The sequence below is a fragment of the Litoreibacter sp. genome, from assembly GCF_058136045.1.
In genome coordinates this window covers 387,611-413,588 of sequence record NZ_JBYVDD010000006.1, presented here as the reverse complement: position 1 = coordinate 413,588, position 25,978 = coordinate 387,611, and the positions used below count along the sequence as shown (strand labels likewise).

25 protein-coding genes are annotated in these 25,978 nt (G+C 54.2%); 20 read left to right on the top strand and 5 right to left on the bottom strand.

The genetic code is table 11. The features are described from left to right. Window positions 1-27: 27 nt before the first annotated feature. Window positions 28-285: a DUF1289 domain-containing protein gene (locus tag AC3Y7R_RS10450; protein WP_490042023.1), complete on the top strand. Its 258-nt coding sequence runs from the start codon at window positions 28-30 to the stop codon at window positions 283-285. 59 nt (window positions 286-344) lie between these two features. Here the strand turns inward: AC3Y7R_RS10450 and AC3Y7R_RS10445 are convergent, their stop codons facing one another. Together AC3Y7R_RS10445 and AC3Y7R_RS10440 are read right to left on the bottom strand one after the other, a co-directional pair. Beyond that, window positions 345-815, bottom strand: a complete 471-nt coding sequence (locus tag AC3Y7R_RS10445) for a Dps family protein (RefSeq protein WP_490041975.1) — start codon at window positions 813-815, stop codon at window positions 345-347. Window positions 816-922: 107 nt separating this feature from the next. Next, window positions 923-1,378 (bottom strand): hypothetical protein, encoded by a 456-nt coding sequence (locus AC3Y7R_RS10440; RefSeq protein ID WP_490041974.1) that lies wholly within the window; start codon window positions 1,376-1,378, stop codon window positions 923-925. A gap of 161 nt (window positions 1,379-1,539) precedes the next feature. Here AC3Y7R_RS10440 and AC3Y7R_RS10435 point away from each other — a divergent pair, with 161 nt between their 5' ends. Genes AC3Y7R_RS10435 through AC3Y7R_RS10425 form a run of 3 tightly spaced genes read left to right on the top strand, consistent with a single transcriptional unit; the run spans window position 1,540 to window position 5,024 of the window. After that, the gene (locus AC3Y7R_RS10435; RefSeq protein WP_490042022.1) at window positions 1,540-2,991 is read left to right on the top strand and encodes a di-heme oxidoreductase family protein; all 1,452 of its coding nucleotides are present in this window, start codon (window positions 1,540-1,542) and stop codon (window positions 2,989-2,991) included. Continuing rightward, window positions 2,992-3,957 (top strand): imelysin family protein, encoded by a 966-nt coding sequence (locus tag AC3Y7R_RS10430; RefSeq protein ID WP_490041973.1) that lies wholly within the window; start codon window positions 2,992-2,994, stop codon window positions 3,955-3,957. Further along, entirely contained in the window at window positions 3,957-5,024 is a 1,068-nt protein-coding gene (locus AC3Y7R_RS10425; protein ID WP_490041972.1) for a DUF1513 domain-containing protein, read from the top strand. The genes AC3Y7R_RS10430 and AC3Y7R_RS10425 overlap by 1 nt, the downstream gene beginning before the upstream one ends. A gap of 51 nt (window positions 5,025-5,075) precedes the next feature. Here AC3Y7R_RS10425 and AC3Y7R_RS10420 read toward each other — a convergent pair whose 3' ends face one another. Then, complete coding sequence (locus AC3Y7R_RS10420; protein ID WP_490041971.1) at window positions 5,076-7,082, bottom strand: TonB-dependent receptor domain-containing protein; 2,007 nt, start codon at window positions 7,080-7,082, stop codon at window positions 5,076-5,078. A 218-nt stretch (window positions 7,083-7,300) separates the two neighbouring features. On the opposite strand from AC3Y7R_RS10420, the gene AC3Y7R_RS10415 reads away from it, so the two are divergent. The 10 genes from AC3Y7R_RS10415 to AC3Y7R_RS10370 all read left to right on the top strand — a co-directional run bounded on the left by AC3Y7R_RS10415 (window position 7,301) and on the right by AC3Y7R_RS10370 (window position 14,855). After that, window positions 7,301-8,347 (top strand): hemin-degrading factor, encoded by a 1,047-nt coding sequence (locus AC3Y7R_RS10415; protein WP_490041970.1) that lies wholly within the window; start codon window positions 7,301-7,303, stop codon window positions 8,345-8,347. Beyond that, window positions 8,344-9,246, top strand: a complete 903-nt coding sequence (locus tag AC3Y7R_RS10410; RefSeq protein ID WP_490041969.1) for a heme/hemin ABC transporter substrate-binding protein — start codon at window positions 8,344-8,346, stop codon at window positions 9,244-9,246. The genes AC3Y7R_RS10415 and AC3Y7R_RS10410 overlap by 4 nt, the downstream gene beginning before the upstream one ends. A 3-nt stretch (window positions 9,247-9,249) precedes the next feature. Next, on the top strand, window positions 9,250-10,317 hold the full coding sequence (locus AC3Y7R_RS10405; protein ID WP_490041968.1) for a FecCD family ABC transporter permease: 1,068 nt from the start codon (window positions 9,250-9,252) through the stop codon (window positions 10,315-10,317). Then, window positions 10,317-11,120, top strand: coding sequence for a heme ABC transporter ATP-binding protein (locus tag AC3Y7R_RS10400; RefSeq protein ID WP_490041967.1), 804 nt, complete (start codon window positions 10,317-10,319; stop codon window positions 11,118-11,120). The genes AC3Y7R_RS10405 and AC3Y7R_RS10400 overlap by 1 nt, the downstream gene beginning before the upstream one ends. Further along, the gene (locus tag AC3Y7R_RS10395; protein WP_490041966.1) at window positions 11,117-11,902 is read left to right on the top strand and encodes a ChaN family lipoprotein; all 786 of its coding nucleotides are present in this window, start codon (window positions 11,117-11,119) and stop codon (window positions 11,900-11,902) included. Before AC3Y7R_RS10400 ends, AC3Y7R_RS10395 begins: the two co-directional genes overlap by 4 nt. A gap of 162 nt (window positions 11,903-12,064) precedes the next feature. After that, window positions 12,065-12,487, top strand: coding sequence for a hypothetical protein (locus AC3Y7R_RS10390; RefSeq protein ID WP_490041965.1), 423 nt, complete (start codon window positions 12,065-12,067; stop codon window positions 12,485-12,487). After that, window positions 12,487-13,149, top strand: a complete 663-nt coding sequence (locus AC3Y7R_RS10385; RefSeq protein WP_490041964.1) for a MotA/TolQ/ExbB proton channel family protein — start codon at window positions 12,487-12,489, stop codon at window positions 13,147-13,149. The genes AC3Y7R_RS10390 and AC3Y7R_RS10385 overlap by 1 nt, the downstream gene beginning before the upstream one ends. Then, a complete protein-coding gene (locus AC3Y7R_RS10380) occupies window positions 13,142-13,519 on the top strand; it encodes a biopolymer transporter ExbD (protein WP_490041963.1) in 378 nt (125 codons plus the stop codon). The genes AC3Y7R_RS10385 and AC3Y7R_RS10380 overlap by 8 nt, the downstream gene beginning before the upstream one ends. 2 nt (window positions 13,520-13,521) lie before the next feature. Continuing rightward, complete coding sequence (locus AC3Y7R_RS10375) at window positions 13,522-13,911, top strand: ExbD/TolR family protein (RefSeq protein ID WP_490041962.1); 390 nt, start codon at window positions 13,522-13,524, stop codon at window positions 13,909-13,911. Then, window positions 13,908-14,855, top strand: coding sequence for an energy transducer TonB family protein (locus tag AC3Y7R_RS10370; RefSeq protein WP_490041961.1), 948 nt, complete (start codon window positions 13,908-13,910; stop codon window positions 14,853-14,855). The genes AC3Y7R_RS10375 and AC3Y7R_RS10370 overlap by 4 nt, the downstream gene beginning before the upstream one ends. Before the next feature lie 54 nt (window positions 14,856-14,909). On the opposite strand, the gene AC3Y7R_RS10365 is transcribed toward AC3Y7R_RS10370, so the two are convergent. Together AC3Y7R_RS10365 and AC3Y7R_RS10360 are read right to left on the bottom strand one after the other, a co-directional pair. Then, window positions 14,910-15,500: a Hint domain-containing protein gene (locus AC3Y7R_RS10365; protein WP_490041960.1), complete on the bottom strand. Its 591-nt coding sequence runs from the start codon at window positions 15,498-15,500 to the stop codon at window positions 14,910-14,912. A gap of 192 nt (window positions 15,501-15,692) precedes the next feature. Further along, window positions 15,693-17,273, bottom strand: a complete 1,581-nt coding sequence (locus AC3Y7R_RS10360) for a Hint domain-containing protein (RefSeq protein ID WP_490041959.1) — start codon at window positions 17,271-17,273, stop codon at window positions 15,693-15,695. Between the two features lie 301 nt (window positions 17,274-17,574). Between AC3Y7R_RS10360 and dapE the strand changes: the two genes are divergently transcribed. The 6 genes from dapE (at window position 17,575) to typA (ending at window position 25,977) form a co-directional block, all read left to right on the top strand. Further along, on the top strand, window positions 17,575-18,723 hold the full coding sequence (dapE, locus tag AC3Y7R_RS10355; protein ID WP_490041958.1) for a succinyl-diaminopimelate desuccinylase: 1,149 nt from the start codon (window positions 17,575-17,577) through the stop codon (window positions 18,721-18,723). Continuing rightward, window positions 18,716-19,285 (top strand): TIGR04282 family arsenosugar biosynthesis glycosyltransferase, encoded by a 570-nt coding sequence (locus AC3Y7R_RS10350; protein ID WP_490041957.1) that lies wholly within the window; start codon window positions 18,716-18,718, stop codon window positions 19,283-19,285. Before dapE ends, AC3Y7R_RS10350 begins: the two co-directional genes overlap by 8 nt. 75 nt (window positions 19,286-19,360) lie before the next feature. Then, on the top strand, window positions 19,361-21,604 hold the full coding sequence (gene rnr, locus AC3Y7R_RS10345; protein WP_490041956.1) for a ribonuclease R: 2,244 nt from the start codon (window positions 19,361-19,363) through the stop codon (window positions 21,602-21,604). Window positions 21,605-21,673: 69 nt separating this feature from the next. Then, entirely contained in the window at window positions 21,674-23,008 is a 1,335-nt protein-coding gene (locus AC3Y7R_RS10340; protein ID WP_490041955.1) for a lytic murein transglycosylase, read from the top strand. A gap of 128 nt (window positions 23,009-23,136) precedes the next feature. Further along, on the top strand, window positions 23,137-23,991 hold the full coding sequence (locus AC3Y7R_RS10335) for an alpha/beta fold hydrolase (protein WP_490041954.1): 855 nt from the start codon (window positions 23,137-23,139) through the stop codon (window positions 23,989-23,991). Window positions 23,992-24,159: 168 nt separating this feature from the next. Continuing rightward, on the top strand, window positions 24,160-25,977 hold the full coding sequence (gene typA, locus AC3Y7R_RS10330; RefSeq protein WP_490041953.1) for a translational GTPase TypA: 1,818 nt from the start codon (window positions 24,160-24,162) through the stop codon (window positions 25,975-25,977). Window position 25,978: the final 1 nt, after the last annotated feature.

Below are 25,978 nucleotides of genomic sequence, written 5' to 3'. Positions count from 1 at the left end.
CCCCCTCTATTTCTATGCGAGGCACCGATGAGCAAAACCCCCAGCCCCTGCGTCGACGTTTGTAAGTTCAAACGTGAAGGACACTGTATCGGTTGCTCCATGACCAAAGCCCAAAAGTCACTATTTAAAGGGTTGAAGAAAAACGCCCACCGCGTTGCGTTCGTTGAAATGCTAGCCGCGCAGCAAGACCGGATGGGGAAGTATTCCCATTGGCGGATTGCTTATCTCAAGAAGCTTAAAAAGAAGAAGGCCAAGCCAATGGCATTTCTATCCGACGCGTCCTGACAACGCAAAACGCCCGCCTCATGTCTAAGGCAGGCGTAGTTCAGTTTACTTCAAACGGGTTAGCGCAAGTGTGAGCGCAAGAACCAAGCCAATTTTTCATGCTCTTGTCCGCGGGCAATGCACAAATCTTCGGTCAACGTGTCACCGTGCTCGGCCGCGATTTCGCCACAGCCTGCGATAGTTGCAGCCAATGTGACTTGCGCGTCCAGCATCATTTTGATCATCTCTTTGTCAGATGCATCGCCGTCGTGCTCCGACACTTTGGAGCGCTTCAACATGCCGGACAAGGTGCCCTCTGCATGGGCGTCTAGGGCCTTGATGCGTTCTGCCAAATCATCTTGGGCGATGAAGTGATCTTCGTAAATCTTTTGGAATAACTCATGCAGCGGACCAAAGCCCATGCCGGTGACATTCCAGTGAAAGTTTTGCGCCAGCATTGTGGTCACAGCGGTTTCGGCAACCGACTGGTTCAATGCTTCCACGATTTGGGCTTTTGCGTCTGTAGATAGTGCGGCTGCGGGCTGAGTCATGGGACATTCTCCAACTAAAATATATTTGCTGGCTGGCGTCATGCTGGCTTGCTTGAAACCACACATAAGGCATCAAACGCAAAAGCCAAGCATTTTTTAGAATTATTCTAAATCAGAGAAAATTGCTCAGATATAGATAAAATCAAAGATGCCAAATTCCGTCGGGTGGAAAGTGGCACTCGGGAGCGGACCAAGAACTCAAAGCTGTTCCAGTCTTTGCGGGCCGCAGTTTCAGCTGCGCGAAGCAGCCAAGCCTCATCAAAGGAAACCTCTTCAACGCCGGGTCTGAAAATTACGGGTGTTTTATCCAGAGCTTGTGACAGGCATTTGACCAAAGTTTCCGCATAAGCGTTCCGTGCAACCGGGGCTGAAATCGACAAAACCGCACATGCCTCAAACAAGTCGGCGCGGGCAGCGGCGCGACATTCCAGCGCTGTCATGCGCAGGTGATTTAACAGTTGGCGAGATTTAGGCGAAAAATCAGCTAGTTGCACAATGCCGCGCGGGCTTTGTTCAATTTGACTACTTACAAGCAGTGGCACCATGTCGCGCATCACTTTCATAGTTTAACGTCGCTTCTGACTCGCGTCGCCCTAATTCCTGACTATAACTATCTGAAATAAAGCTCTATATCAATCGGAGACACATACTCGTGCAAAAATTCTGGTTCCTCACGCTAGCAGCCTTGGCGACTACCCCCGCCAACAGCCAGTCGATCGACCTCATGGACCTCCACATGCCTATGGTTGAGCGTACCGACGACGAGCGTTCCCGCATCGCCGCAATCACGGCACCGACGGTTGATTTTTCTCAGGCAGAGAAGTTTGAGACGAATTCCGCAGGTTCGGCCACGGTGCGTGTCACGAGCACCAAAAACGCGTTCTCCAACCCGTCTGGAAATATCAGCTTCGAGAAGGAGTTGGACTTTAAATTGGGCAATGGGTTGTTCAAAAAGCTTTGGGTTTCGTCTCCGTCCTCCACACTTGCTTCCGACGGATTGGGGCCGCTTTACAACGCGCGGTCCTGCCAGCGTTGCCACCTGAAAGACGGTCGTGGTCATGCACCCGAGGGGCCTGACGATAGTGCCGTGTCCTTGTTGGTACGTGCCTCGATCCCCAGCGATACCAATGATATGGCCGATAAGATTGAAGGCTACCTTGCTTCGCAGCCAGAGCCAAATTACGGGGGGCAAATTCAGGACTTTGGCATCGCCGGGCACCCGGCCGAGGCGCGCGTGACATTTACTTATGAAGAAGCTCAAATAGAGCTGTCTGACGGTGAAACAGTGTCTATTCGCAAGCCTACGCTTGAGCTGAAAAACCTAGGTTATGGCCCGCTCCATCCTGACACAATGTTAAGCGCGCGCATTGCCCCACAAATGATCGGCCTAGGCCTGCTGGACGCTATCCCGGCCGAAGATATCCTTGCAAAAGCCGACCCTGATGACATGGACGGAAATGGGGTTTCGGGGCGCCCAAATATCGTTTGGTCAACCTTTTATGAGCAACCTATGTTGGGACGCTTTGGTCTAAAAGCTGGCCAGCCCAGTGTGTGGGAGCAATCCGCCGGGGCCTTTCACGGGGATATCGGGATTTCAACAACCCTTCACACTACAGGCCATGGGGATTGCACTGACAGGCAAGTCAATTGCCGTAACGCCCCTGATGGTAACACTGAAGTGCACGACGACGTCGAAATCGGGGATGAGGGCTTGGATTTGGTGACGTTTTACGCCTCTAACCTTGGAGTTCCGGCGCGCCGAAATGTGGACGATCCAGCCGTGTTGCACGGCAAGCGGGTCTTTTATGAAACTGGCTGTATTTCGTGTCATACACCTAAATACGTCACCCACCGCCTAGAGGATCAGCCTGAGCAAAGTTTCCAGCTGATCTGGCCTTATACTGACATGTTACTTCACGATATGGGCGACGGCTTGGCCGATAACCGGCCCGAAGCCCGCGCGAATGGGCGGGAATGGCGTACGCAGCCGTTGTGGGGAATTGGGTTGACCAAACAAGTATCTGGCCACACCTATTTTTTGCATGATGGGCGTGCGCGCTCGTTGCTTGAAGCCGTCATGTGGCATGGTGGTGAGGCGGAATTTGCTAAAGATCAGGTCGTAAATATGCCAAAGTCAGACCGCGATGCCTTAATACAGTTTTTGGAAAGCCTTTAGATGAAATACTTCTTTGCCGCTCTCTTGCTTGCAGCCCCCGCGCAGGCAGATATTGATGCAGTGATTGACGGCCACATTTTGCCTGCTCATGCGGCGTTTGTACAGGCGAGCGAGGGCTTTGAGACTGCGGTTGTTGAGTGCGATTCAGCTAAGGCGGTGCCTGCTTATCATGCAGTTTTTGATGCATGGATCGGGATCAGCCACCTGCAATTCGGACCGATTGAGCGGGGCGGTATTGGCCTTTCCATTGCCTATTGGCCTGACCCCAAAAATCAGACAGGAAAGGCTCTAACACGGCTGATATCCGTTCAAGATGAGGCCGTTGAAGCGCCCGCTGACTTTGCTGAGGTATCGGTCGCGGCACAGGGACTATTCGCAGCGGAACGTATGTTGTTCGAGTTGGAAAACACCAATGATTATGGATGTGCTTTAACCCAAGCCATTGCGCGTCAGCTTGCACAAAATGCCGCTGCACTGAACCAAGCATGGCTGTCCGAGCACGCAGAGATGTTACGAAACCCTAGCCCTAGCAATACAAGTTACAAAACCAAAGCCGAGGCGCAGCGGGTGATTTATACTGCGCTGACCACTGGCTTGGAGTTTTTGCACGATCAACGCTTAGGGCGTCCGCTTGGAAGCTTTTCACGCCCTCGACCGAAGCGTGCCGAGGCCCGTCGATCGGGGCGCAGCCAAACCAATGTGACGCTTAGCCTGTCCGCGCTACAAGACCTTGCACATGCAATGTCTGACACAGATCTGCCCGCCACTGATAAGGCGTTCGCAAATGCATATGCGCGGCTGGCTATTTTGGATGACCCTTCGTTTCAAGGCGTTGCCGATGCCATGAGCCGCATACGTATCGAGGTCCTTCAGCAAAAGGTGGCCGAAATTCAGGTCGCGGTCGCGCTTGAAATCGGCGAGGCGCTGGGTGTGCGCGCCGGTTTCAATTCCTTGGATGGCGATTGATGACCACCCGTCGCGCCTTTCTTGTCGGCCTCTTGGCTGCTGGTACTGCGCCGCAACTTAGTTGGGCGGACGCGGGCCACCCTACACACCTTAGTGCGGCCATGACGCCGGATGGTGCTTATGCGTTGGCAGGCTTGCGTGCCGACGGGTCATTGGCGTTTACCCTGCCTTTGCCTGCACGCGGGCATGCCGCCGCCGCCCATCCATTTCACCCGGAGGCTGTCGCGTTCGCCCGTCGTCCCGGCACTTATGCGCTGGTGGTGGACTGTGTGAGTGGCAGGGTTTTGAGCCAGATTACCGCGCCAGAGGGGAGCCATTTTTATGGCCATGGGGCGTTCTCGGAAGACGGAAACAGGCTCTATACAACCGAAAATCATATTAACTCGGGGCATGGGCGCATTGGTGTCTGGTCACGAGAGGATGGTTTCGCACGGATTGGTGACATGCCATCTGGTGGCATTGGTCCACATGAGATTCTGCGTGTGTCAGGCACGAGCATTTTGGCTGTCGCAAATGGTGGAATTCTGACAAGACCAGAAACCGGCCGCCAAAAGCTGAACTTGCCAACTATGCGCCCGAATCTGACCCTAATCAATGAGGATGGCGTCATTCAAGACGTGGCCGAGTTGCCTGCGGAGTTGCATCAAAACTCCCTCAGGCACATCGCTGGGGGGCTGAATGGCATCATTGCTTGTGCGTTCCAATGGCAGGGGGATACCTTCGGTGCACCGGCCTTGCTGGCGAGTTACGCAACGGGCGCAGGCCTGCGGCTTCTGGACAGCCCAGAGGAGCAAATCAGGGGGCTAAATGGTTACGTAGGGTCTGTTGCGGTTCTTGGTAATGGCTTAATCGCAGTGACTTCGCCCCGTGGTGCGAGGCTGCAATTGTTTGACCCGGAACGTGGATTCATCAGTGCCTATATTCAGGAAGATATCTGCGGGGTGTCAAAAACCAGTGATGCAGGTCTTGCTACTGATGGGCTGGGTGGTGTTCACGGCATCGGGGCCGAGACCAAGCTTTTTACACGGCATAACCTTGCCTTTGACAATCACTTGGTCGCCATTTAAGCCGCCGCCCAGAGGCACCTATACCCCGGGCGACGGCTTTTGCTTCCTGCCTCAGAAGCTTTTCGCCAGCGTCAACTTAATGTTACGACCAGCGGCAGGGCGCGTTGACAACCTGCGTGTGTATTGCTTGTCGAACAGGTTCTCTACGCCAAGCCGGACTTCCATACCTTGCAGGATGCCCTGCTGTGGTTTGTATGTTGCGCGTAAGTTATGAACGGCAAACCCCGGCACGCTTGTTGTCGTGCGGGTGAACCGTTTGTCAGCCACTACTTCCCAGCTTAAATCCAACTCTTCGCCAAACTTCTTGCCCAGGGTCAGTTGCAGCCCATCAGCAGGGATGCCGCGCCAGTCGACGGTGGCGCCGCCCGGTTGGAATTCTTCGCCTCGTGTCAGGTTGGCGTTTAGATCCACGTAGAAGCCGCTTTCCATTGCGTAGGAGGCTTCGATCTCCAAACCCTTGGTGTCAATGTGGGTGATCGGTGTGCCAAACGGGGCCCCTGAGGCTTGATAGCTGGTCACATCCCACAGTCTCGTATGGTACAGGTTCCCCTTGATTGAGAAGGTATCGCCTTGGGCGAAAACATCCGTGCCTTCATAGGCGGCACCGATTTCCAATGTGCGCGATTTCTCAGGCTGGGTCATGAATAGAGGAGTTCCAAGATCATCCAAAATTGGCAGACCTTCAGTATAAGCTGCGCTCCCAAATACTGAGAAACCATTGGCGAATTCATAACGGGCCGATATGCCCCCCATCAGTGCAGAGTTGCTAAACGAGGCATTGTTTGGAGCCGTTGAGCCTTGGATCTTTGACCTCTCGTAGCGCAGGCCCGGCGTAACGGTCCAACCGCTGCCAAAGGACATTTCATCCACAGCGAACAACGCGATGCGATTGTCTGTACCGCCTGGCGCAGAGGAGGCATTCAGGCGTTCCTTGCGGATAAACTCTAAGCCGCTACGCAAGTTGTGAGAGACAGCACCCGTGGAAAACAAGCTGGCATTTTTAAACGTCAGCTTGGTGGTTTCATAGCGTTGATCGGCATTAACCAAGGCCCCCAGAAAACCGGTTTGACCACTGGCCCCTTGGCTTTGAATATCCTGATCCGCGTAGGACAAGGTGATATCCAGATCAATGAGGTCGTTGCCTGCCGGATTGTAGTTGTAGCCAATGGTTGCGGTGCGTGATTGGGTTTGGCGGTCTACGTTCCCAAAGCCGATGCCGGTGGTGGTAAATGTGTCGTAAGGCACATCTCGGTCATCCGCAGATGTGTCACTAAAGGAGAACGATAGCGATTGGTCCCGGTTCGCCCCGAAGGTGTATTTTGCCTTGATCATATAAGAGGGCAGCTTGATGCCCTTTGTTCCGATGCTTGCCCCATCGCCATCTTCTTGGACGCCTTGCTTGCGCCATGTGTAGTTGAATACAGCCTCGAAGTTTTCGTCAGGCTGCCAAGCCAAAATGGTTGAGGACGTAATGCCATTGCCATTGCTGGAGAATTGCAATGTCTCGCGGGCCACAAACCCCGGCTCGCCGCCAGTAAAATCTGATGCATCCTTGCTCTCTAGCTTGATCACCCCACCAATAATGCCAGAGCCGTATTCGAAACTACCGACGGTGCCGCGGATCACTTCAACGCTGCGATATAATTCTGGATCGGTGAATAGTTGCGTGCCGATGCGGTACAACTCTTCGGCACCCACACTCGCGCCATCTACGATCACGGCGACCTTTTGGTCTGAGCCGTAAGTAGAATTCGCCCCGTAGCCGCGTATGTTGATGCCGGACCCTTGCGGTGTGGACCCATTTACCAAGTTCACCCCAGGAACCGAATCTACCAGCTCGGCGATTGTACCGCCTTGGCGGTCATTGACCTCGTCTTGATCCAGTTCGGTAACCGCAACCGCAGTGTCTGTTTGAACGTCGCGTTTGCTTTCTCCTAAGATTAGGACCCCTAGGTCGACCTCGGATTCGGCCTGTGCGAAAGCAGTTGCGCCTGTGCTCATGACCATGAGTAAAGCGGTTGTGGCGCGCAATGCAGCGCGCTTGGTAATTTGTGACATGTGGTCCCCTCTAAAGCATTGCTATGTCCGAATGCTTGCGAAGGGCTGGCGCGGAGTGTTTTGGATTTCTTTTGGGCGAAGGCATCCGCCACTTGCGTCCATAAATTATCCCGACTAAAAGTGTCAACTATATTCTCGACCCAGTGACTGGTCGACAGCCACGCCCAGTTGAAAATGGGCCAGCCAACACATGAAAACAAGCAATGTGAGGTGCTGAAATGGCCAAACTTTCCCCCAAAGAGATTCGCGACCTTCAAATGGGCAATCTAAAAATGCGCGCCCGCGATCTAGCCGAGCAACACGGGTTGAGTGAGGCTGATCTGGTCGCGGCTAACATCGGTGTCGATACAATTCGTATTGACCCAGATCCTGATCGCATCATGGCAGCGGCACAACTGTTGGGTGAGGTTATGGCGCTGACCCGCACCGCGTCATGTGTGCATGAAAAGATTGGTGTCTATGATAATTACCACTCTGGGAAGCACGCCTCGATGGTCCTGAACGAGGACATCGACCTGCGTATTTTTGCGAGTCACTGGAAGCATGCCTTCCTTGTCGAGCGTAAAACCGAGGCCGGGATTAGTCGCAGCCTTCAGGTTTTTGATGCCGCCGGAGACTCGGTGCATAAGATATTCTTGCGCGCGACCTCGGACCTAAGCCCTTGGGATGGTCTTAAAGAAACTTTAGCCGTGGATGATCAGAGCCAAGCGGTAGATCTTGACCCGCGCAAGGCCCCTGAGGCCCCGAAATCCGACCTCTCAAAGTTGGATATCTTGCGTAAAGAATGGGCGCGGTTGACCGATACTCATCAATTTTTGCGTCTGACGTCGAAGCTTAAAATGAACCGTCTGGGGGCTTACCGGATTGCGGGTGCGCCATTTGTGCGCCAGTTGGGGGTCGAGGCCGTGGATCAGATGTTACATGACCTGCAAGGCACGGGAACCCCCGTGATGATCTTCGTGGGCAATCGTGGCTGCATTCAAATTCACTCGGGCCCGATTTTAAATCTCAAGGCGATGGGGCCATGGCAAAATGTTATTGATCCTAATTTCAATTTGCATCTGCGCCTTGATCACGTGGCTGAGGTTTGGGCCGTTGACAAGCCAACACAACGTGGCCCGGCCTTGTCGGTCGAGGCTTTCGATAAAGACGGAACGATTATTTTCCAAATCTTTGGCATTGGTAGAGAGGGTAGTGATAGCCGCCCGGCATGGGCAGAAGTCGTCTCGAAACTGCCCTCCCGTGCTGAGGAGGCGGTGTCGTGAGCAACGCCAATACCTGTAGCAGCCGCGGACTTACTGCCACGCTAATTTCCTTCACAACAGTATTTTTGGGGGTGGCAGTTGGGTTGTCAGTTTCGGCCACCGAGACCGCGCCGTCAGAGTCACAGGCAAACATCTTGTCGATTGGTGGCTCAGTGACGGAAATAGTCTATGCGTTAAATCAACAACATCGGCTGATCGCCCGCGATACGACCTCTGTTTTCCCACCCGAAGCGACGGGATTACAGGATGTGGGATACATGCGTGCGCTGTCTGCGGAGGGGGTCCTTTCTATTGCGCCAGAGTTGATTATTTCGGAGGATGGAGCGGGCCCTCCAGAAACCATCGAGCTTTTAGAGGGAGCATCGATTCCGTTCATAACGATTCCGGATGAATACTCTGCCGAAGGTGTTGTTGCTAAGATTTTAGCCATTGGCCGCGCGCTTGATGTAGAGGGCGAGGCGGCTGCGCTGGCTGCTGAGGTCACTACAAAACTGGCACATGCCCAAGGTCGCGCGGATGCGCATAAAGGTCCGCCTAAACGAGTTCTATTCATCCTTAGCATGCAGGGTGGGCGCGTTCTGGCTTCAGGCACTAATACCGCCGCAGATGGCATTATTCGGATGGCTGGGGCAGAGAACGCAGTGTCGGAATTTACCGGCTATAAGCCAATGACTGATGAGGCAATTACTGCCGCTGCCCCCGACGTGATCTTGATGATGACCCGCGGGGGGAACCATTCTGTTGCGAGTGAAGAGCTGCTTGCGCTTCCTGCTATCTCTACAACCCCAGCGGCTGCTGCGCGTGCTGTGGTGCGAATGGATGGCTTGTTCCTGTTAGGGTTTGGTCCACGTACTGCGCAGGCCGTTTTGAACCTGAACAGTGCGCTCTACGGAGGCTAAACCATGGTTGCGATTGATGATGATTCCGTGGTGCCAAAAGATCGCAGGCAAAGCGCACGTTTGGCGCATCTCTGGCTTGGTTTGTTGTTGGCGGTGGTGAGCGTGGCGAGTCTTGCTTGGGGGGCGTCAGGGACGTCCCTCTGGGGGGCGATGGTGAAGCTCGCGACCGGCGAAAACCTGTCACACTTAGAGGCGGTTGTGCTTTGGGATATTCGCGCACCGCGCTTGGTTTTGGGGATTTGCGTTGGCGCATCCTTGGCCGTATCGGGTGCTGTTATGCAGGGCTTGTTTCGCAACCCATTAGCTGACCCGGGGTTGGTTGGCGTTAGTGCGGGGGCAGGTCTCGGGGCAATTACCGCCATTGTGCTCGTGACTGTTTTGCCTCTTTGGGTGGTCAACCTTACTGGCAACGCTTTGGTCCCGATCTGTGCCTTCCTTGGGGGCTGGATCTCGACCATGTTGTTGTACCGGGTTGCTACACGCGGCGGGCGAACATCAGTCGCAACCATGTTGCTTGCGGGTATCGCACTTGGCGCAATGGCGGGGGCGTTGTCGGGCATATTGGTTTACATGGCTGATGATCGACAATTGCGCGATTTGACATTCTGGGGTCTCGGCTCTCTTGCGGGGGCGACTTGGGCAAAGGTTTTGACCGCGGGACCGATGATTGTGCTGTCTCTAGGCGTCGCGTCTACATTGGGGCGTGGGCTAAATGGATTGGCCATGGGGGAAGCCACCGCTAACCACATCGGCATTCCGGTTCAGCGTATGAAAAGCATTGCGATCTTGACTGTTGCGGGTGCAACCGGTGCCGCTGTTGCGGTGTCGGGGGGCATCGGGTTCATTGGCATCGTAGTCCCGCATTTGCTGCGGCTTGCAACAGGGCCTGACCATCGTACCTTGCTTATTAATTCGGCCCTCCTTGGGGCCAGTTTGCTGTTGGCTGCTGACGTTATAAGCCGGATTATCATTGCACCAGCCGAGTTGCCTATTGGCATTGTGACTGCGGTGCTCGGCGCACCGGTATTTTTGTGGATACTCTTACGCCGTCGCGGCATGGTGGATATGTAATGTTGGCCGCTAAAAACATATCCGTTAGCTTCGGAAATACTCAGGTGCTTAATGATGTTAGCTTTGTCGCTAAAGCAGGCCAGTTGAGCGCGATTGTCGGGCCAAATGGGTCTGGAAAAACGACGCTTTTGCGCGCGATCACTGGTGATGTAGCCTATTCGGGCGCGGTATCATTAAACGGTGTGGATACGAAGTCTCTAAAGCCGTGGCAACTTGCAGCGCAGCGTGCGGTGCTGCCTCAAGCCAGCGTATTGGCATTTCCATTTACTGTAGTTGAAGTGGTTCGGATCGGGTTGATGAGTGGCACTTCGGGGGATCATGATGAGTTGGCGATGCAGGCACTATCCCGTGTGGGCCTCGCGCATTTTGCCAACAGATTTTATCAAGAGCTTTCCGGAGGGGAGCAGCAACGTGTACAGCTGGCTCGGGTGTTGTGCCAGGTCTGGGAACCAGTGCAGGGCGGAATGCCGCGCTGGTTGCTGCTGGATGAGCCTGTCGCGAGCCTAGATATCGGTCACCAACTCGAAGTGATGGAAATTGCCCGCAGTTTTGCGCGTGCTGGTGGTGGTGTTGTTGCTGTGATGCACGACCTGAATTTAACTGCACTATATGCAGATTCAGTCTCTATTCTTGCCCAAGGGCAACTTTTGGATGCCGGTTCTCCGGAGGATGTCATGCAAGATGAGGTGCTCTCAGCGGCCTATTGTTGTGAAATTAAAGTCAATAGTGCGCCTGCCCAAGGGCAAACATTCATCCTCCCTCATGCCGCCCGATTGGGTGCAGAAAACTGGAAAGCCTCATGATGCGTAACCTAGCTCTTTTGATGTGTTTGTCTTTGCCTGCCGCCGCGCAGGACCTATCCTCGGTTCCCCATGATTTGACTGCTGACGTGGTTCTATTGGGCGAAACCCATGACAATCCGCTACACCACCTGGGGCAGGCAGATATGATCCGGCGTCTGGCACCAAAAGCGGTGGTGTTTGAGATGTTGTCCCCTGATCAAGCACAGCAAGTTAATGCGGACCCAAAAACCGACATCTCCGGTTTGGGCGATCGTATCGGCTGGCCCGACTACCGTCTATACCAACCTATTTTTGAGGCTCTTGGAGAAATTCCCGCTGTCGGAGCCGCTGCGCCACGCGAAGACGTCCGCCGTGCTTTCTCAGAAGGGGCGCTGGGCGTATATGGGGCAGAGGGAGCGAAATTTGGCTTGAGTGTTGCCCTGCCAGCGGAGCAGCAAGAAATTCGTGAACAGGCGCAGTTTGATGCTCATTGCGAGGCAATGCCGCTTGAAATGATGACCGGCATGGTTGAGGCGCAACGGTATCGGGATGCGCGGTTCGCCGCCGCCACGTTGAAAGCACTGGAGACTTACGGTGCTCCGGTTGTGCTTGTCGCCGGAAATGGTCACACGCGCCGCGACTGGGCCGTTCCTTTCATGATTTCCCAAGCGCAACCTTCCACTACCACATTTTCAATCGGGTTCGTTGAGGCGCCTCACATGCCTGAAGACGTGCTCTATGATGTAACTATTGTGACCGAGGCCGCCGAGCGATCTGATCCGTGCGATACGTTTCGTAAATAGATTTGAGGCCGTGTGGATCGTATCCACCATTCGGTGATTGAAATGGTCGCAGACTTGCCAAAAGCGCTATATTCGGCGTAAATAGACTCACTCCAGCAATTGATGCAAAGGCATCATCGCCAGATTTTCCAATCATACTATGTGTACACGCTGGGGGCTGTTATGCGCGCTTTGTCAATTCTATTTTATGCTGCCATGGCGGTGCTGCCTGCGGAGGCGCAAGAGACCGACGCCGCGGGGAAACTCGCCGTGGAACTCAACGCTGCCGAGACAACGCAAGGCAACTGCCGGCTAACGTTCTTGATCACTAATGGTTTGGCGGCGGACCTTGAGAAAACGGTTTATGAAACCGTGCTGTTCAACAAGTCTGGGCAGGTGGACCGTTTAACGTTGTTTGACTTTGGCGCTCTCCCTCACGCCCGCCCGCGGGTGCGCCAGTTCGCGGTGCCCGGAGTCACTTGCGATAGCCTTGGGCGCATTTTGTTCAATGGTGCAAACACATGTGTCGGCGAGGGGTTGGACCCGAAAGCCTGTGATGCTGGCTTCACCCCAACGTCCCGTACTGACATTGAGGTGTTGGGCTGATGGAGACAACTGTTCGCGTGTGGTTCGAACCTCTTCGCCAAATCGCTGAAGTTGGCGGGCCGGTTGTGATGATCTTGATGGGTGTCTCGGTCCTAACCCTGGCCGTGGTTTTGTATAAAGTCTGGCAGTTTACTGCTGCCGGGGTCGGACGCCATAAAGCGCTTTCTCGGGCGGTCGCGGCTTGGGATTGCGGCGATAGGACGGCTGCGCGTGCGGCCTTGGACAGCTCTTCCAGCTACCTTGCACCAGTTATCGAAATGGCTTTAACGAGCCATCCGTCTGCATCTGAGCGCCTGCAAGCCGAAGCAGAGTTACGCTTTGCTAAGCTTGAGCAGGGGTTGCGGTTTTTGGATAGTGTCGCGCAACTTGCGCCGCTTTTGGGTCTATTTGGCACTGTTCTTGGCATGATCGAAGCTTTTCAGTCGCTTCAAGCCGCGGGGTCTCAGGTTGACCCGTCTATTCTTGCGGGGGGGATATGGGTTGCCCTGTTGACCACTGCTGTGGGGTTGGTCGTGGCGATGCCAACAGCACTTGTACTCAGCTGGTTGGAGGGGCGCATGGAAGCTGAACGGGTGATTGCGGACAAGGCTCTGCTAACAGTTCTTTCGCCTTCAGGCCTTCCTGGTGCAGCTATCCCTGAGGGACGATTGGCTCATGAGTAAACCACGAAAGCGGCGTGGGAAGTTGTCATTGACGTCTCTGATCGATGTCATCTTTTTGCTGTTGTTGTTTTTCATGCTGACTTCAACCTTTTCAAAGTTTTCAGAAATAGAACTATCGGCCGCCTCCTCTGGGAATGGGGCCCTGCTGGATATCCCACCAATGTTTTTGCGGCTTTCCCCCACTTCCGTTTCATTAAACGGCTCTAACCTTGCCCTAAATGGCATTCTGGCTTCAAGTTTAAAGGACGCGAAAAAGGGTACTCCAGTATTGATAAGCCTGAAAGATGGGGTGAATGCGCAGCGACTGGCCGACCTGCTGGTTGTCTTGCGTGGGCTGCCAAATTTAGCCGTCACCGTTTTGGGGTCGTAGATATGCGTAAACTAGCAAGGGCTAAACCAAAACGAGAGCCGACGATTGCGCTTATCAATATTGTCTTCTTGATGCTGGTTTTCTTTATGGTTGCCGGGGCCCTTGCGCAGCCAATGGATGGCGACATGTCACTGGTCGTAACACATGATTTGGAGGGGCGGCCTCCGCCGAATGCATTGATAGTCCATCCGGATGGGCGCCTAAGCTTTCAAGGGGGTGATGTTGCAGATGCCCTCGCGTATTTCAAAACGCTATCGGTTGCTGAACGTGAAACGGTTCGACTGGTTCCTGATCGCGGGCTGCAAGCAGAAAAGCTTGTCGCACTGGCCCGTGAGTTTCGGTCCGCTGGGGCAACTAAGGTCATGATTGTTACCGAGCGGGGGCTTCGATGATCGCCAGTTCACGATTTTTGAAGATGGGGGCTTTCTTCGCGGCAGCAACGGTTCATGTGGCCGCATTCAACGGGTTTTCTCCCGATATGCGGGTTGAAATCGAAAGTAATCTTGGTGCCTCCGAGGCTATATCTGGCTCTAGTTTTGCGGATATGGTGTCTGGGACAATGACAGCGGCGGATGCCGAAGAGATGGTGGATCCGGTTGAAAACCTTGATGAAACCCCACCAACAGAGGTGCGCGATACGCTACCCAACAGCCCGAAGTCTGTGCTTCAGCCAGTGCAGGCCTCCGCGCAACCTCCCCTAGCCTCATCAGAGCCAATCTTAGTGGCTGCCACATTGGTAGTGGACGCAATCGCCATTGTCCCACAGGTGACTAAGCCGCTTGAGCCGGAGCATGTGCGCGCTCCAAGCGTGCCTATAGAGGTTTTGACTGCCTCAGAAAATGTCGCTGATACACCGCCAAGCAAGTCACCGCGCCCAACAAAGCGCAAGCCTCAGCCTAAGACTGAAAAAATTACAAAAAAGAAGAAGAAACCGAAGAAAATAGCAAAACCGAAGGCGACGCCGAGGGGCAATGCTAAGAATAATAATCTGCAAGGTTCCACGACTGGTGTAAAAACTGCGCGAGCTAAGGTTAAAGGCGTATCCAAAGGCAAGGCTGGTAAGAAAAGCGGGAATGCTGCCGCGAGCAACTACCCCGGAAAAGTCATGCGAAAGATTGCGAGGGTTCCACGCCCTCGCGGTCACTCCAAGGGGACTGCTGTGGTTGCTTTTTCGGTCAGTTCCAGCGGTGGCTTGGCGAGGGTTTCTTTGGCGCGTAGTTCTGGATCATCTGCATTGGATAAGGCGGCGCTTCGGGTCATTCGCAAGGCGGCACCTTTTCCGGCGCCTCCGTCAGGGGCGCGCCGGTCATTTTCTATTAGAATTAAAGGGCGATGATCGTTTTGGCCAAAGGGGATGCGGTCTCAAAACCGGAATTCTAGAGCCAACTATTTAGTTTCGAAATCCAGTGAAGTGCTCCGCAGCAAAACAACGTGCTTCTGCCTCGCTCAGGACGCGGCCTTTTGTTGTGTTTTCTTTATGCAAAGCTGAGATGGCACAATCACCAATTGCCAATGTGGCTGAGGTGTCGAGCTGAAGTTGATACATTAGGTCCGACGAGCGGGTTTCATGGTGGACGACTTTACGCCCATCATTTAGTGCCCAAACGGGGACTATGACGGTGTCATCACCAAAAAGGTATTCTGCGATGTCAGAGGTGACGACCATTTTTTGATGTGGTGCAAGCACCGTATCTTGGTCTAACCCAAAGTATGGTGCGCGCAGGAAGAATGCATCGCGCGGGGTCGGTGCGCGCAAGACGTGGCGCACAGTTGCTTCCGTGCCATGTGTATCCAATACGATATCACCGACTGCGATCTCATCGATACGACGTGGCCCGTGCGGTGTTGCGATTCGAGTGCTTGCAAGCAGGCCGGTGCCTTCTGGTGCACTTGGAGTTTCGGGCGCATTGGATGTTGAATTATTGAAATCATCAGTATTGGCTGCCAAGCCATCGGCCCACAGTCGCTGTGTGTTGGACATAGATAGTTGGCCCAACTGGGCTATCTGTCCATTTATGGTCAAAGTGACGGTTCTCATTACTATTTACCCCAGACTCGATCATGTTGTTGTCGAATGAGGTATGGATATCCTAACTTTTGGGCCGAAACCGTGAAGGAAACGTGATCATTCCGCGGAAATATCACGGCATTGTTGCCATATTTGGGGTTAATTCTAGATTGCATTGCCTTGTGACAGCAAAAGCTGCGCCTCATAACCTTTCAATGATGTTCTTGCTGCGACCCCGTATCCGTGGCCGGTAGTCGGGTCAATCTCTGGGAATAATGTGCAGATTTCATTAATAATATCATGTTCAAAGCTTTGCAGGGTTTGCGGTCCCGGTAAAAAGCTCTCTGTAGCAAGGCCCTCAGAGTAGACGATCTGATGGGTGTCAAAAAGGATGTGGACATAAGTGACACTATCTTGCGTCGTGTCGCGGCGTATTGTCTGGTCGTTCACGAGGTCCTTGGCTGCTACCAGGACTTCTTTACTGCCGAAGAGGATCTCGGCCATTTGGTCCGTTATCAAAACACGATGCTGCGGCGATACAGATAAGGTGTCGTGGTCGCCGAATGCACCTGCCTCAATGCGGATCGGGGCTATGGAGCCTGTGGCCTCGACAGTGCGCGAGCCGATCCACCTTACGGGCTGTGGGCCATCGTCTTTGGTGATGACCATATCCCCGGGCTTCAGTGTTTCCACAGGGCGGGGGCCAGACAGGGTAAGAAGCGTGGTGCCAGAGACGAAGCAAGGAATGGTGTTGAGAGTGACAAAGGCGGTATCGGATACACCGGCCGCATTCTCGATGGTGTAGGTGAAGCTGACTTCTTCAATGTCGGCATCGTTCACAACGCCAAAAGTGCCATCCGCATTTAGTGTGATCTGTTGACCCGTTGCGAGGGTAACAGTGCTGCCGACCGAAACGGCCTGCCCGTTAATATGGGTAATGGTTAGTGCGCCGCCGGCATGCTCCACGTCATTGCCCAAAACATTGATCGTTGGAGTGCCGTTTTGTATGATGTCAAAGCTATCATCATAGGCGAGAACGTCACTTTGAATTGATCCACCGGCAATAAGTAGATTGCTGTCATAGTTGCTATCACCCACATCGGCGATCCCGATACGGATGGAGTTCACCACGCCGGGGTTTACATGCAACGTCAGGGTGAGCGTTACGGTGAAGCCGTCCATCTCGGTGTTAAAGGCATCGGATGTGTTGTCTTGATACAGGTTCATGTTGTTGGTGGAATTGACGTTGCCAATGTCAGAGACACCATCACCGACTGCGATGGTCACAGGGGCACCGTTGACCCAAACGCCTATAAGGTCGTTGTAGATTGAGTTGACATATTCAGGGTACTCTTCCGAAGAGTAAATGAACTGTAGTGATAGGGTGTCGCCATCGGGGATGAAGTCTACGTTGAGAATTGATGCATCATAAGTTCGGGTTCCAGCAAGAGCATTGAACTGCGCATCATTGTTCACCCCGGGCGTATTCGTTGATGTGTTATTGTCTTGATTGGATTGCCCATTGGAGTTGGTGAAGTCGCTGGCACGCCCGGTCGATAGGATAACCCCTGTGTCACCGGGGGTAACACCAGATGCAACACTGTCGCCATTGGTGTAGATGCCAGAGGAGTTTGCCCACCCTTGATAGGTGGCGCTAACTACAGTTGCACCATTGCCAAAAATCTCTTCCGCCATCTGCACCGCAGACGCGCCTTCATTGATCGGAAGTTCCGATGCTGCAACCATTACTGCCTCCGTTCCCGGAAGGAAGGCGAGCGAATACACTGGACGAGCCGCAAAGCCCTTTCAGTTCACATATCAGCACTCGGTAATCAAAACGCTCAAGCGATCCTTTTGCGGATCACGTACCCTGCCTCGGGTTTAATTTTATTAACCAATTGTTAACGTGGGATTTTGACCTGTGGAAAGGGGTTTCTTGGATTTGCCGCAGTTTTGGCAGGAATTTGACGCATTTTAGCAAGGGCTGTTGCGATTGCGCCTCACCCGTTAGGCAGGCTAGAAAGGGAGAACCTGTGTGGAGAATGAAATGACTCAGCCTGTCGATCCCGTTGATTTAACTGCTGTTTTGGTGCGCTGCGCGTCTGTCACCCCGTGCGAGGGTGGTGCGCTAGTGGCCTTGAGGGAAATATTGGAGAGCGCGGGATTTGAATGCACGCGTGTGGATCGCGGTGAGGTGTCGAACCTATATGCGCGCTGGGGTGACAAGGGGCATACACGCAGTTTTGGCTTTAATGGCCACACAGATGTTGTCCCAGTAGGGGATGAGGCTGCGTGGACGGTGGATCCATTCGGAGCCGAGACTAAAGATGGTTATTTGTATGGGCGCGGCTCGACGGATATGAAATCCGGGGTTGCAGCATTTGCCGCAGCGGCAATAGATTTTGTGCGCGATACTCCGCCTGATGGCGCGGTTATTTTGGCGATCACGGGTGATGAAGAGGGTGTGGCGCTAGATGGCACCGTGGCGCTTTTGGATTGGATGGATGCGCAGCAAGAAGCAATGAGCGCATGCCTTGTTGGAGAGCCGACCTGCCCAAACATCATGGGCGAGATGATGAAGATCGGCAGGCGCGGCTCCATGACCGCGTATTTCACCGTGAAGGGTGTTCAGGGACATTCGGCTTATCCTCACCGCGCATTGAACCCTGTGCCTGTGATGGCGCGGCTTGTGGATCGGTTGGCGTCACATGTGTTGGATGACGGGACGGATCACTTTGATGCTTCAACTCTGGCTGTGACAACGATTGATACGGGGAATGAAGCTAATAATGTGATCCCCGCGAAGTGCAATTCCACAGTGAATATCCGATTTAATGATACGCATTCCTCGGAGGAGTTAACTGTGTGGTTGCAAGCTGAGGCAGATAAAATTGCCCTTGAGAGCGGCGCTACGGTCGAGATGGGTGTTCAAGTTTCTGGTGAAAGCTTTGTGACCGAGCCGGGGGAATTGTCAGCCATAGTCGCCGCCAGCGTTGAAGCTGAAACAGGTGTGGTGCCAGAGATGAGCACCTCTGGCGGGACCTCGGATGCGCGATTTGTAAAGAACCATTGTCCGGTTGTAGAATTCGGTCTTGTCGGCAAAACAATGCATCAGGTGGATGAACGTGTCGCCGTGGACCAAATACATCAATTGAAGAGTATTTATACTCGCATCTTGCGCGACTATTTTGCGTAAAACTCTGGTTGTTATGGTGAAAGAGCCACACCCGGGTCGTGTAAAAACACGGCTGGGTGCAAGCATTGGGATGGTCGATGCAGCTTGGTGGTTCCGCCACCAAACGGGGGCGCTGTTGCGTCGTCTACGCGATCCCAGATGGGATTTAGTGCTGGCGGTGTCTCCTGACATTGAAGGGGTGGCATCACGGGTTTGGCCCGCAGATTTGCCGCGCTGGGCGCAAGGGTCGGGTGATTTAGGGGGCCGGATGGGGGCCGCTTTCCACATCATGCCGCCGGGGCCAGTTTGTATTATTGGAGCAGATATTCCTGGCATCATGCCAACACATATCGCGGATGCGTTTGCAGCGTTAGGCAAGTACGAGGCTGTGTTCGGACCTGCGCCAGATGGTGGTTATTGGCTGGTAGGTTTGAAACGAATGCGCCGTCACGCCGGGCTGTTCAGGGACGTGCGTTGGTCTTCCAAATATGCGCTGGAAGATAGTGTCGCAAGCCTTGGGGATGTGCGCGTGGGGTATGTTGCGGAGTTGCGCGATGTTGATACCGCAGCGGATTTGGATTGAGCGAGCCTTTTGGAAGATTATTTACCACCAAGATGAAGCAATGACGTTACGAATGTGACGTGCTAGGCGGGGCACATGAAAAAACTACCAACAAAAGCCGATATCTTATCCTTCATCGGGGATAACCCGACGAAAACCAATAAACGAGATATCGCGAAAGCCTTTGGCATCAAGGGTGCTGCCCGAATTGATCTGAAACGGATGCTTAAAGAGTTGCAAAACGAAGGGCATCTGGAAAAGCGGCGCAAGACCTTCCGCGAAGATGGCTCTTTGCCGCCAGTGACAGTGTGCCGTGTTGTGGGCGCGGATGCGGACGGGGATTTGTTTTTGGAACCGGCGGAGTGGTCTGGTGATAAAGCCACGCCGCGGGTGTTGTTCGTGGCCGCAGAGGGCGGGGTTGCTTTGGCTGAGGGTGATCGGGTCTTGTGCCGCCTGACGAAAGTCTCGGGCGAGGACTACGCGTATGAAGGGCGTCTGATCCGGCGTATTGGCGAGGGGCCTGCGAAGATTTTGGGCATTTTCCGCAAAGGGGCGGAAGGTGGACGGGTGACGTCGATTGATAAAGGTGCTGACAAGGAATGGCGGGTGCCGCCCGGTGCGATGTCCGGTGCGCGTGACGGCGAGTTGGTCGAGGCCGAGCAAAGCGGGCCTCGGTCACGCATGGGCTTGCCCCAGGCCCGAATTTTGGCGCGACTGGGTGATCCGGCTGGCCCGCGTGCGGTCTCGTTGATTGCTATTCATCAGCACGGCATTCCAGATGAGTTTCCCGCTGAGGTGGTGGCCGAGGCAGAGGCCGCGCAACCTGTGGCGCTGGGCAAGCGGGAAGACTTGCGTGAGCTGCCTTTGGTAACGATTGACCCAAGCGACGCGCGCGATCACGACGATGCGTGCTACGCCCATGCCGATGATGACCCTAAAAACAAGGGCGGTCACGTGGTTTGGGTTGCGATTGCGGATGTGGCATATTACGTGCGGCCCGGCTCTGAGTTGGACCAAGAAGCGCGCAAGCGGGGGAACTCGACCTATTTTCCCGACCGGGTTGTCCCGATGTTGCCCGAAGCTTTGTCGGGGGATTTATGCTCCCTACACGAAGGGGTTGAGCGTGCCTGCCTAGCGGTTCGCATGGTTTTAAATAGTGAGGGGCGTAAGTTGTCGCACCGGTTTGTGCGTGGTTTGATGCGATCACCTGCGGCGCTGAATTATGAAGAGGTGCAGGCAGGTCAAGATGGTGCGCCAAACGAGAAAGTCGCGCCTTTGATGGCGGATGTGATTGCGCCACTTTACGCGGCCTATGCTGCGTTGCAATCAGAGCGTGCGCGTCGCCAGCCATTGGAATTGGACCTGCCGGAGCGTCGCATCGCGATGGATGAGGCGGGCAAAGTGACCTCGATTGCGTTTCGCGACCGGCTGGACGCGCATAAGCTGATCGAGGAATTCATGGTGCTGGCGAATGTCTGCGCCGCCGAGGAATTGAAGGCACGCAATACGCCGCTTTTGTACCGCGTGCATGAGGAGCCAAACCCGGAGAAACTGGATTCACTGCGAGAGGTTGTGCAGGCCAGCGGGCTGGTTTTGGCCAAGGGGCAGGTATTGCAAACGCGGCATTTGAACCGGTTGCTGGAGCAGGCAGCGGGCACTGATCAGGCAGAGCTGATCAATATCTCGACACTGCGATCCATGACGCAGGCTTATTACGGCCCCGACAATTTCGGACATTTCGGGCTGGCTTTGCGCGACTACGCGCACTTCACATCGCCTATCCGGCGTTATGCCGATCTGATCGTGCACCGTGCGCTGATTTCCGCGCATAAATGGGGCGATGATGGGCTGGTCGACGATGATCTCAAACAAACCGGCGAGCATATCTCAATGACCGAGCGCCGCTCGGCCGTAGCAGAGCGTGATACGACAGATCGCTATCTGGCATCTTATTTGGCGGACCGTGTGGGAACCGAGATCGCGGGGCGGATCAGTGGGATTGCCAAGTTCGGATTGTTCGTGAAACTGGACGGATCGGGCGCGGACGGGCTAGTGCCGATTGGGACGTTGGGGCGTGAATACTATGCCCATGACCGCGATGCGCAGACCTTGACCGGTGAGCAATCGGGCGTGGTGATCCGGCTGGGCACGCGGGTTCTGACGCGGCTGGCGGAGGCAACGCCGATCACTGGCGGGCTGGTGTTGGAGCTGTTGGAATTGGACGGTAAGCCTTTGCCTCAGGGCGGTGGGCGTGGGCGCAGGGGGGCACCGCGCGGGCGTAAGCCGGGCAAGTACAGGGCCAAAGGTGCCAAGTTGAAGAAGAAGCTCAAGCGCAAGTAACGGCAGCTTTCCAATCCTCGTAAATTTGGGTAGATTGTTTCCAAATTGAGAACACGAGCAGGTGCCACGATGAGATTTTTAAGTGTAGCGGTTGTCGCCGTAGTTTTTGCATATGGGGCTGTGGCGAGAGAGGTTTCCATGCGGCCTTTGGTGCGGCCTGACTTGGCTGCACGCGCGATAGTGATGTCGCAATTGGCCGTATCGCGATCCGTGCGTCCACAAATGCGAGATTTGATACGCGAAGCAGCCCCGGTGCGTCAGGCCCCTGTTGTGTTGGCGGCTTCTAACGCGCGCTTTGAGGCGTGGATCAAATCATTCCGGCTTCGTGCATTGCGCCAAGGCATCTCGGCTACGACGTTTGATCGTGCATTTCGCGGCGTGCGCTACGATCCGGATGTGATCAAGCGCGACCGCAACCAATCCGAGTTCACCAAAACATTGTGGGATTATCTGGATTCGGCGGCCAGCGACGCCCGGATCAAGAACGGGAAAGCCGCGATTGCCAAACGGCGGAGCACACTGGAGCGGATCGAAGCACGGTTTGGGGTGGATAAAGAGGTGGTCGCAGCAGTTTGGGGCTTAGAGAGCGCTTACGGCACGTTCCGCGGCTCCAAAGACCTGATCGGCTCACTCGCGACGCTGGCTTTTGATGCGCGGCGCGGTAAATTCTTTGAGCAGCAATTGGTGGCGGGGTTGAAGATCATTCAGGCCGGCGATGTGGCCCCCCGCAAAATGACTGGATCATGGGCGGGGGCGATGGGGCACACGCAGTTTATTCCGACCTCATATCTAGATTATGCCGTGGATTTCACAGGCGATGGAAAGCGTGACATTTGGTCGGATGATCCGACAGATGCATTGGCTTCAACCGCGGCCTATCTGGCGAAATTTGGCTGGGTAAAGGGGCAGCCATGGGGCGTGGAGGTCATTGTGCCACAAGGTTTTGACTACTCATTGGCCAACCGCAAAATCATCAAGCGTCCGACAGAGTGGGCTGCGCTTGGCGTGAAGGGGACTGACGGTAAAGTGGTGCCAAACCACGGTGCGGCTTCGATCCTATTGCCTGCTGGGGCACAGGGCGCTGCGTTTATGATCTTCAAGAATTTCTCGGTGATCGAGCGCTATAACACTGCCGATGCTTATGTGATTGGCGTTGGGCATTTGTCGGACCGTTTGAAAGGCGGATCCGCGATAAAGGCGAAATGGCCCCGTGGTGACCGAGCGTTGAAATTTTCCGAGCGGAAAGAAATGCAACGCCGCCTGATAGCCAAAGGGTTTGATACTAAAAAGGTTGATGGTAAAATAGGGCCACTAACAATCGAAGCCGTGCGCGGCTTCCAGCGCTCCATTGGGATGGTGCCAGATGGCTATGCGTCGCTGACAATATTAAAGAAGCTGCGTTAGGGTTGATATAGCGTCAGGGATGTTTGATTTTGGCCCAAGATAGCAAGTAGCCAAGGTCTGCTCTGAACTTTGGTTCTTGTTGTGCTTGGTTGAGGTTGAGACACGCAGATTGAGGGCGAAAGGCGCAAATGTTTATTAAAGTTAACGGTGCCCGTTTGTTCTTCGATGTTGAAGGGGCAAGTACCGTTCCCGATGGGCCTGAAATGCGGGAGAAGCCAACCGTCATATTGGCGCATGGCGGCCCCGGTTCTGATCACACAACTTATAAGCCTTATTTCTCGCAGCTCAGCGATATAGCTCAGATCATTTATTATGATCATCGTGGTAATGGCCGGAGTGAGCATTGCGAAAGCTCAACCTGGACGCTCGATCAGTGGGGCGATGATCTTGCAGGGATTTGTGACGCGCTTGGCGTCGAAAAACCTATCGTACTTGGGACTTCATTTGGGGGATTTGTTGCTCAGTCCTATGCGCGTCGCCACCCAAGCCACGCCTCCAAACTCATTTTGATCAGCACTGCTGCAAAGATTGAATTCCCTACAATTTATCAGGCATTTGAGCGGTTGGCGGGGCCAGATATCCGCGAGATTGCCGAAACCTATTGGGAAAACCCAACGCCTGAAAGGCGCGCAAGGTATCGAGAGCAGTGCATACCATTTTACAGACTTAACAAAGGCGGATCGCGAGACTGGGCATCTCGCATTAAAATGAACAACGATACCGCGATGTGGTTCAACGGGCCCAAAAATGAGCACGGCAAGATGGATTACCGCAGTGATCTGTCAAAAATTACTGTCCCAACTCTGGTTATGGTAGGAGAAGACGATCCAATCACCCCAAGCGAGTTTAGCGATGTAATTGTCGAGAACCTTCGTGATGAGATCACAACCTACAAGAAATATACAAGATGTGGACATGGGGTAGTTCATGACAGGCCGACCGAAGCTTTAGCTGAAATACGAAAATTTATTCTATCAAAGTAGCTAAAAGGCCAACGGTAGAGAGTTTTCCGAAAGCCAAGCATGGCCCTTGAGTTTGGGGCTAGATGGAAACAACGTAGCGTTCATATTGCCGCGAAAACTTATATTTGCTGGCCTTTGAGCGGCAGGTACGTTAGGCGCGCGCAACACCTCCTTTCAAAGGCTGAACTCATGGACCTTCGCAATATTGCGATTATCGCTCACGTTGACCACGGCAAGACAACGCTCGTGGATGAAATGCTCAAGCAATCTGGCTCGTTTCGCGAGAACCAAGCCGTGGACGAACGCGCCATGGACAGCAACGATCTGGAACGCGAACGCGGGATTACGATCCTTGCCAAAGCGACCAGCGTTGAATGGAAAGGCATTCGCCTGAACATCGTCGACACCCCTGGCCACGCCGATTTCGGTGGCGAAGTGGAGCGTATTTTGTCCATGGTGGACGGCGTTGTGTTGCTGGTGGATGCGGCTGAAGGCCCGATGCCACAGACGAAATTCGTGACCGCAAAAGCGCTGGCACTGGGTCTGCGCCCGATTGTTGTGCTGAATAAAGTAGATAAGGGCGACGCTGAGCCGGATCGCGCATTGAACGAATGTTTTGATTTGTTCGCGAACCTTGATGCAACCGACGAGCAGCTGGATTTCCCATCAATGTATGCCTCTGGCCGCTCAGGCTGGGCCGATATGGAGCTGGACGGACCACGTAAAGACCTGTCCGCACTGATGGATCTGATCGTTGAACATGTGCCTGCGCCTAAGCAGATTGAAGACCGTGATAAGCCGTTTTCGATGCTGGCTACTACATTGGGCAATGATCCTTTCATTGGCCGTTTGCTGACAGGCCGCGTTGAAACCGGTACGCTGAAAGTGGGCGAGACACTTAAAGCGCTGTCGCGTGATGGCACCAAGGTTGAGCAATTCCGTTGCACCAAAATTTTGGCGTTCCGCGGTTTGACGCGCGAGCCAATCGACATCGCTGAAGCGGGCGATATTGTTTCGCTAGCTGGTATGGCTAAGGCGACTGTGGCCGATACGATCTGCGCTTTGGAGGTCGATGTTGCGATCCCTGCGCAACCGATTGATCCACCTACTATCACGGTAACTTTTGGCATCAATGACAGCCCGTTGGCTGGCAAAGATGGCAAAAAAGTTCAATCGCGTGTGATCCGTGACCGCTTGATGAAAGAAGCCGAAACGAATGTGGCGATCAAGATTACGGATACTCCGGGTGGCGACGCTTTTGAGGTTGCTGGCCGTGGCGAATTACAGATGGGTGTTTTGATTGAGAACATGCGTCGCGAAGGGTTTGAGCTGTCGATCTCGCGCCCTCAGGTTCTGTTTCAAGAAATTGACGGCGTGCGTCACGAGCCGATTGAGGAAGTCACCATCGACGTGGATGACGAGTTCTCTGGCGCGGTGATCGAGAAGATCACAGGTGTGCGTAAAGGTGTGATGACAGAGATGAAACCGTCTGGTGTTGGCAAGACACGCATCATTGCGCTTGTGCCATCTCGCGGGCTGATTGGCTACCACGGTGAGTTCCTGACTGCCACGCGCGGCACAGGCGTCATGAACCGGGTTTTCCATGAATGGGCGCCTCATAAGGGCGATATTCCGGGCCGTCGTGCTGGCGTACTTATCTCGATGGAAAGTGGTGTGTCCGTGGCCTATGCGATCTTCAACCTCGAAGATCGTGGCCGCTTCTTCATTGGTGTTCAAGAGCAGCTTTACCAAGGCATGATCATTGGTGAGCACAACCGTGAGAACGATCTTGAGGTGAACCCGCTGAAGGGCAAGAAACTGTCCAACGTGCGTGCCTCTGGCACTGACGAAGCGGTTCGCCTGACAACCCCGATCCGGCTGTCCTTGGAAGAGGCGATTGCCTATATCGACAATGATGAGTTGGTTGAGGTTACGCCCAATGCCATCCGCATGCGTAAGCGTCACCTTGATCCCCACGAGCGCAAACGGGCGTCCCGTTCGGCCTAAA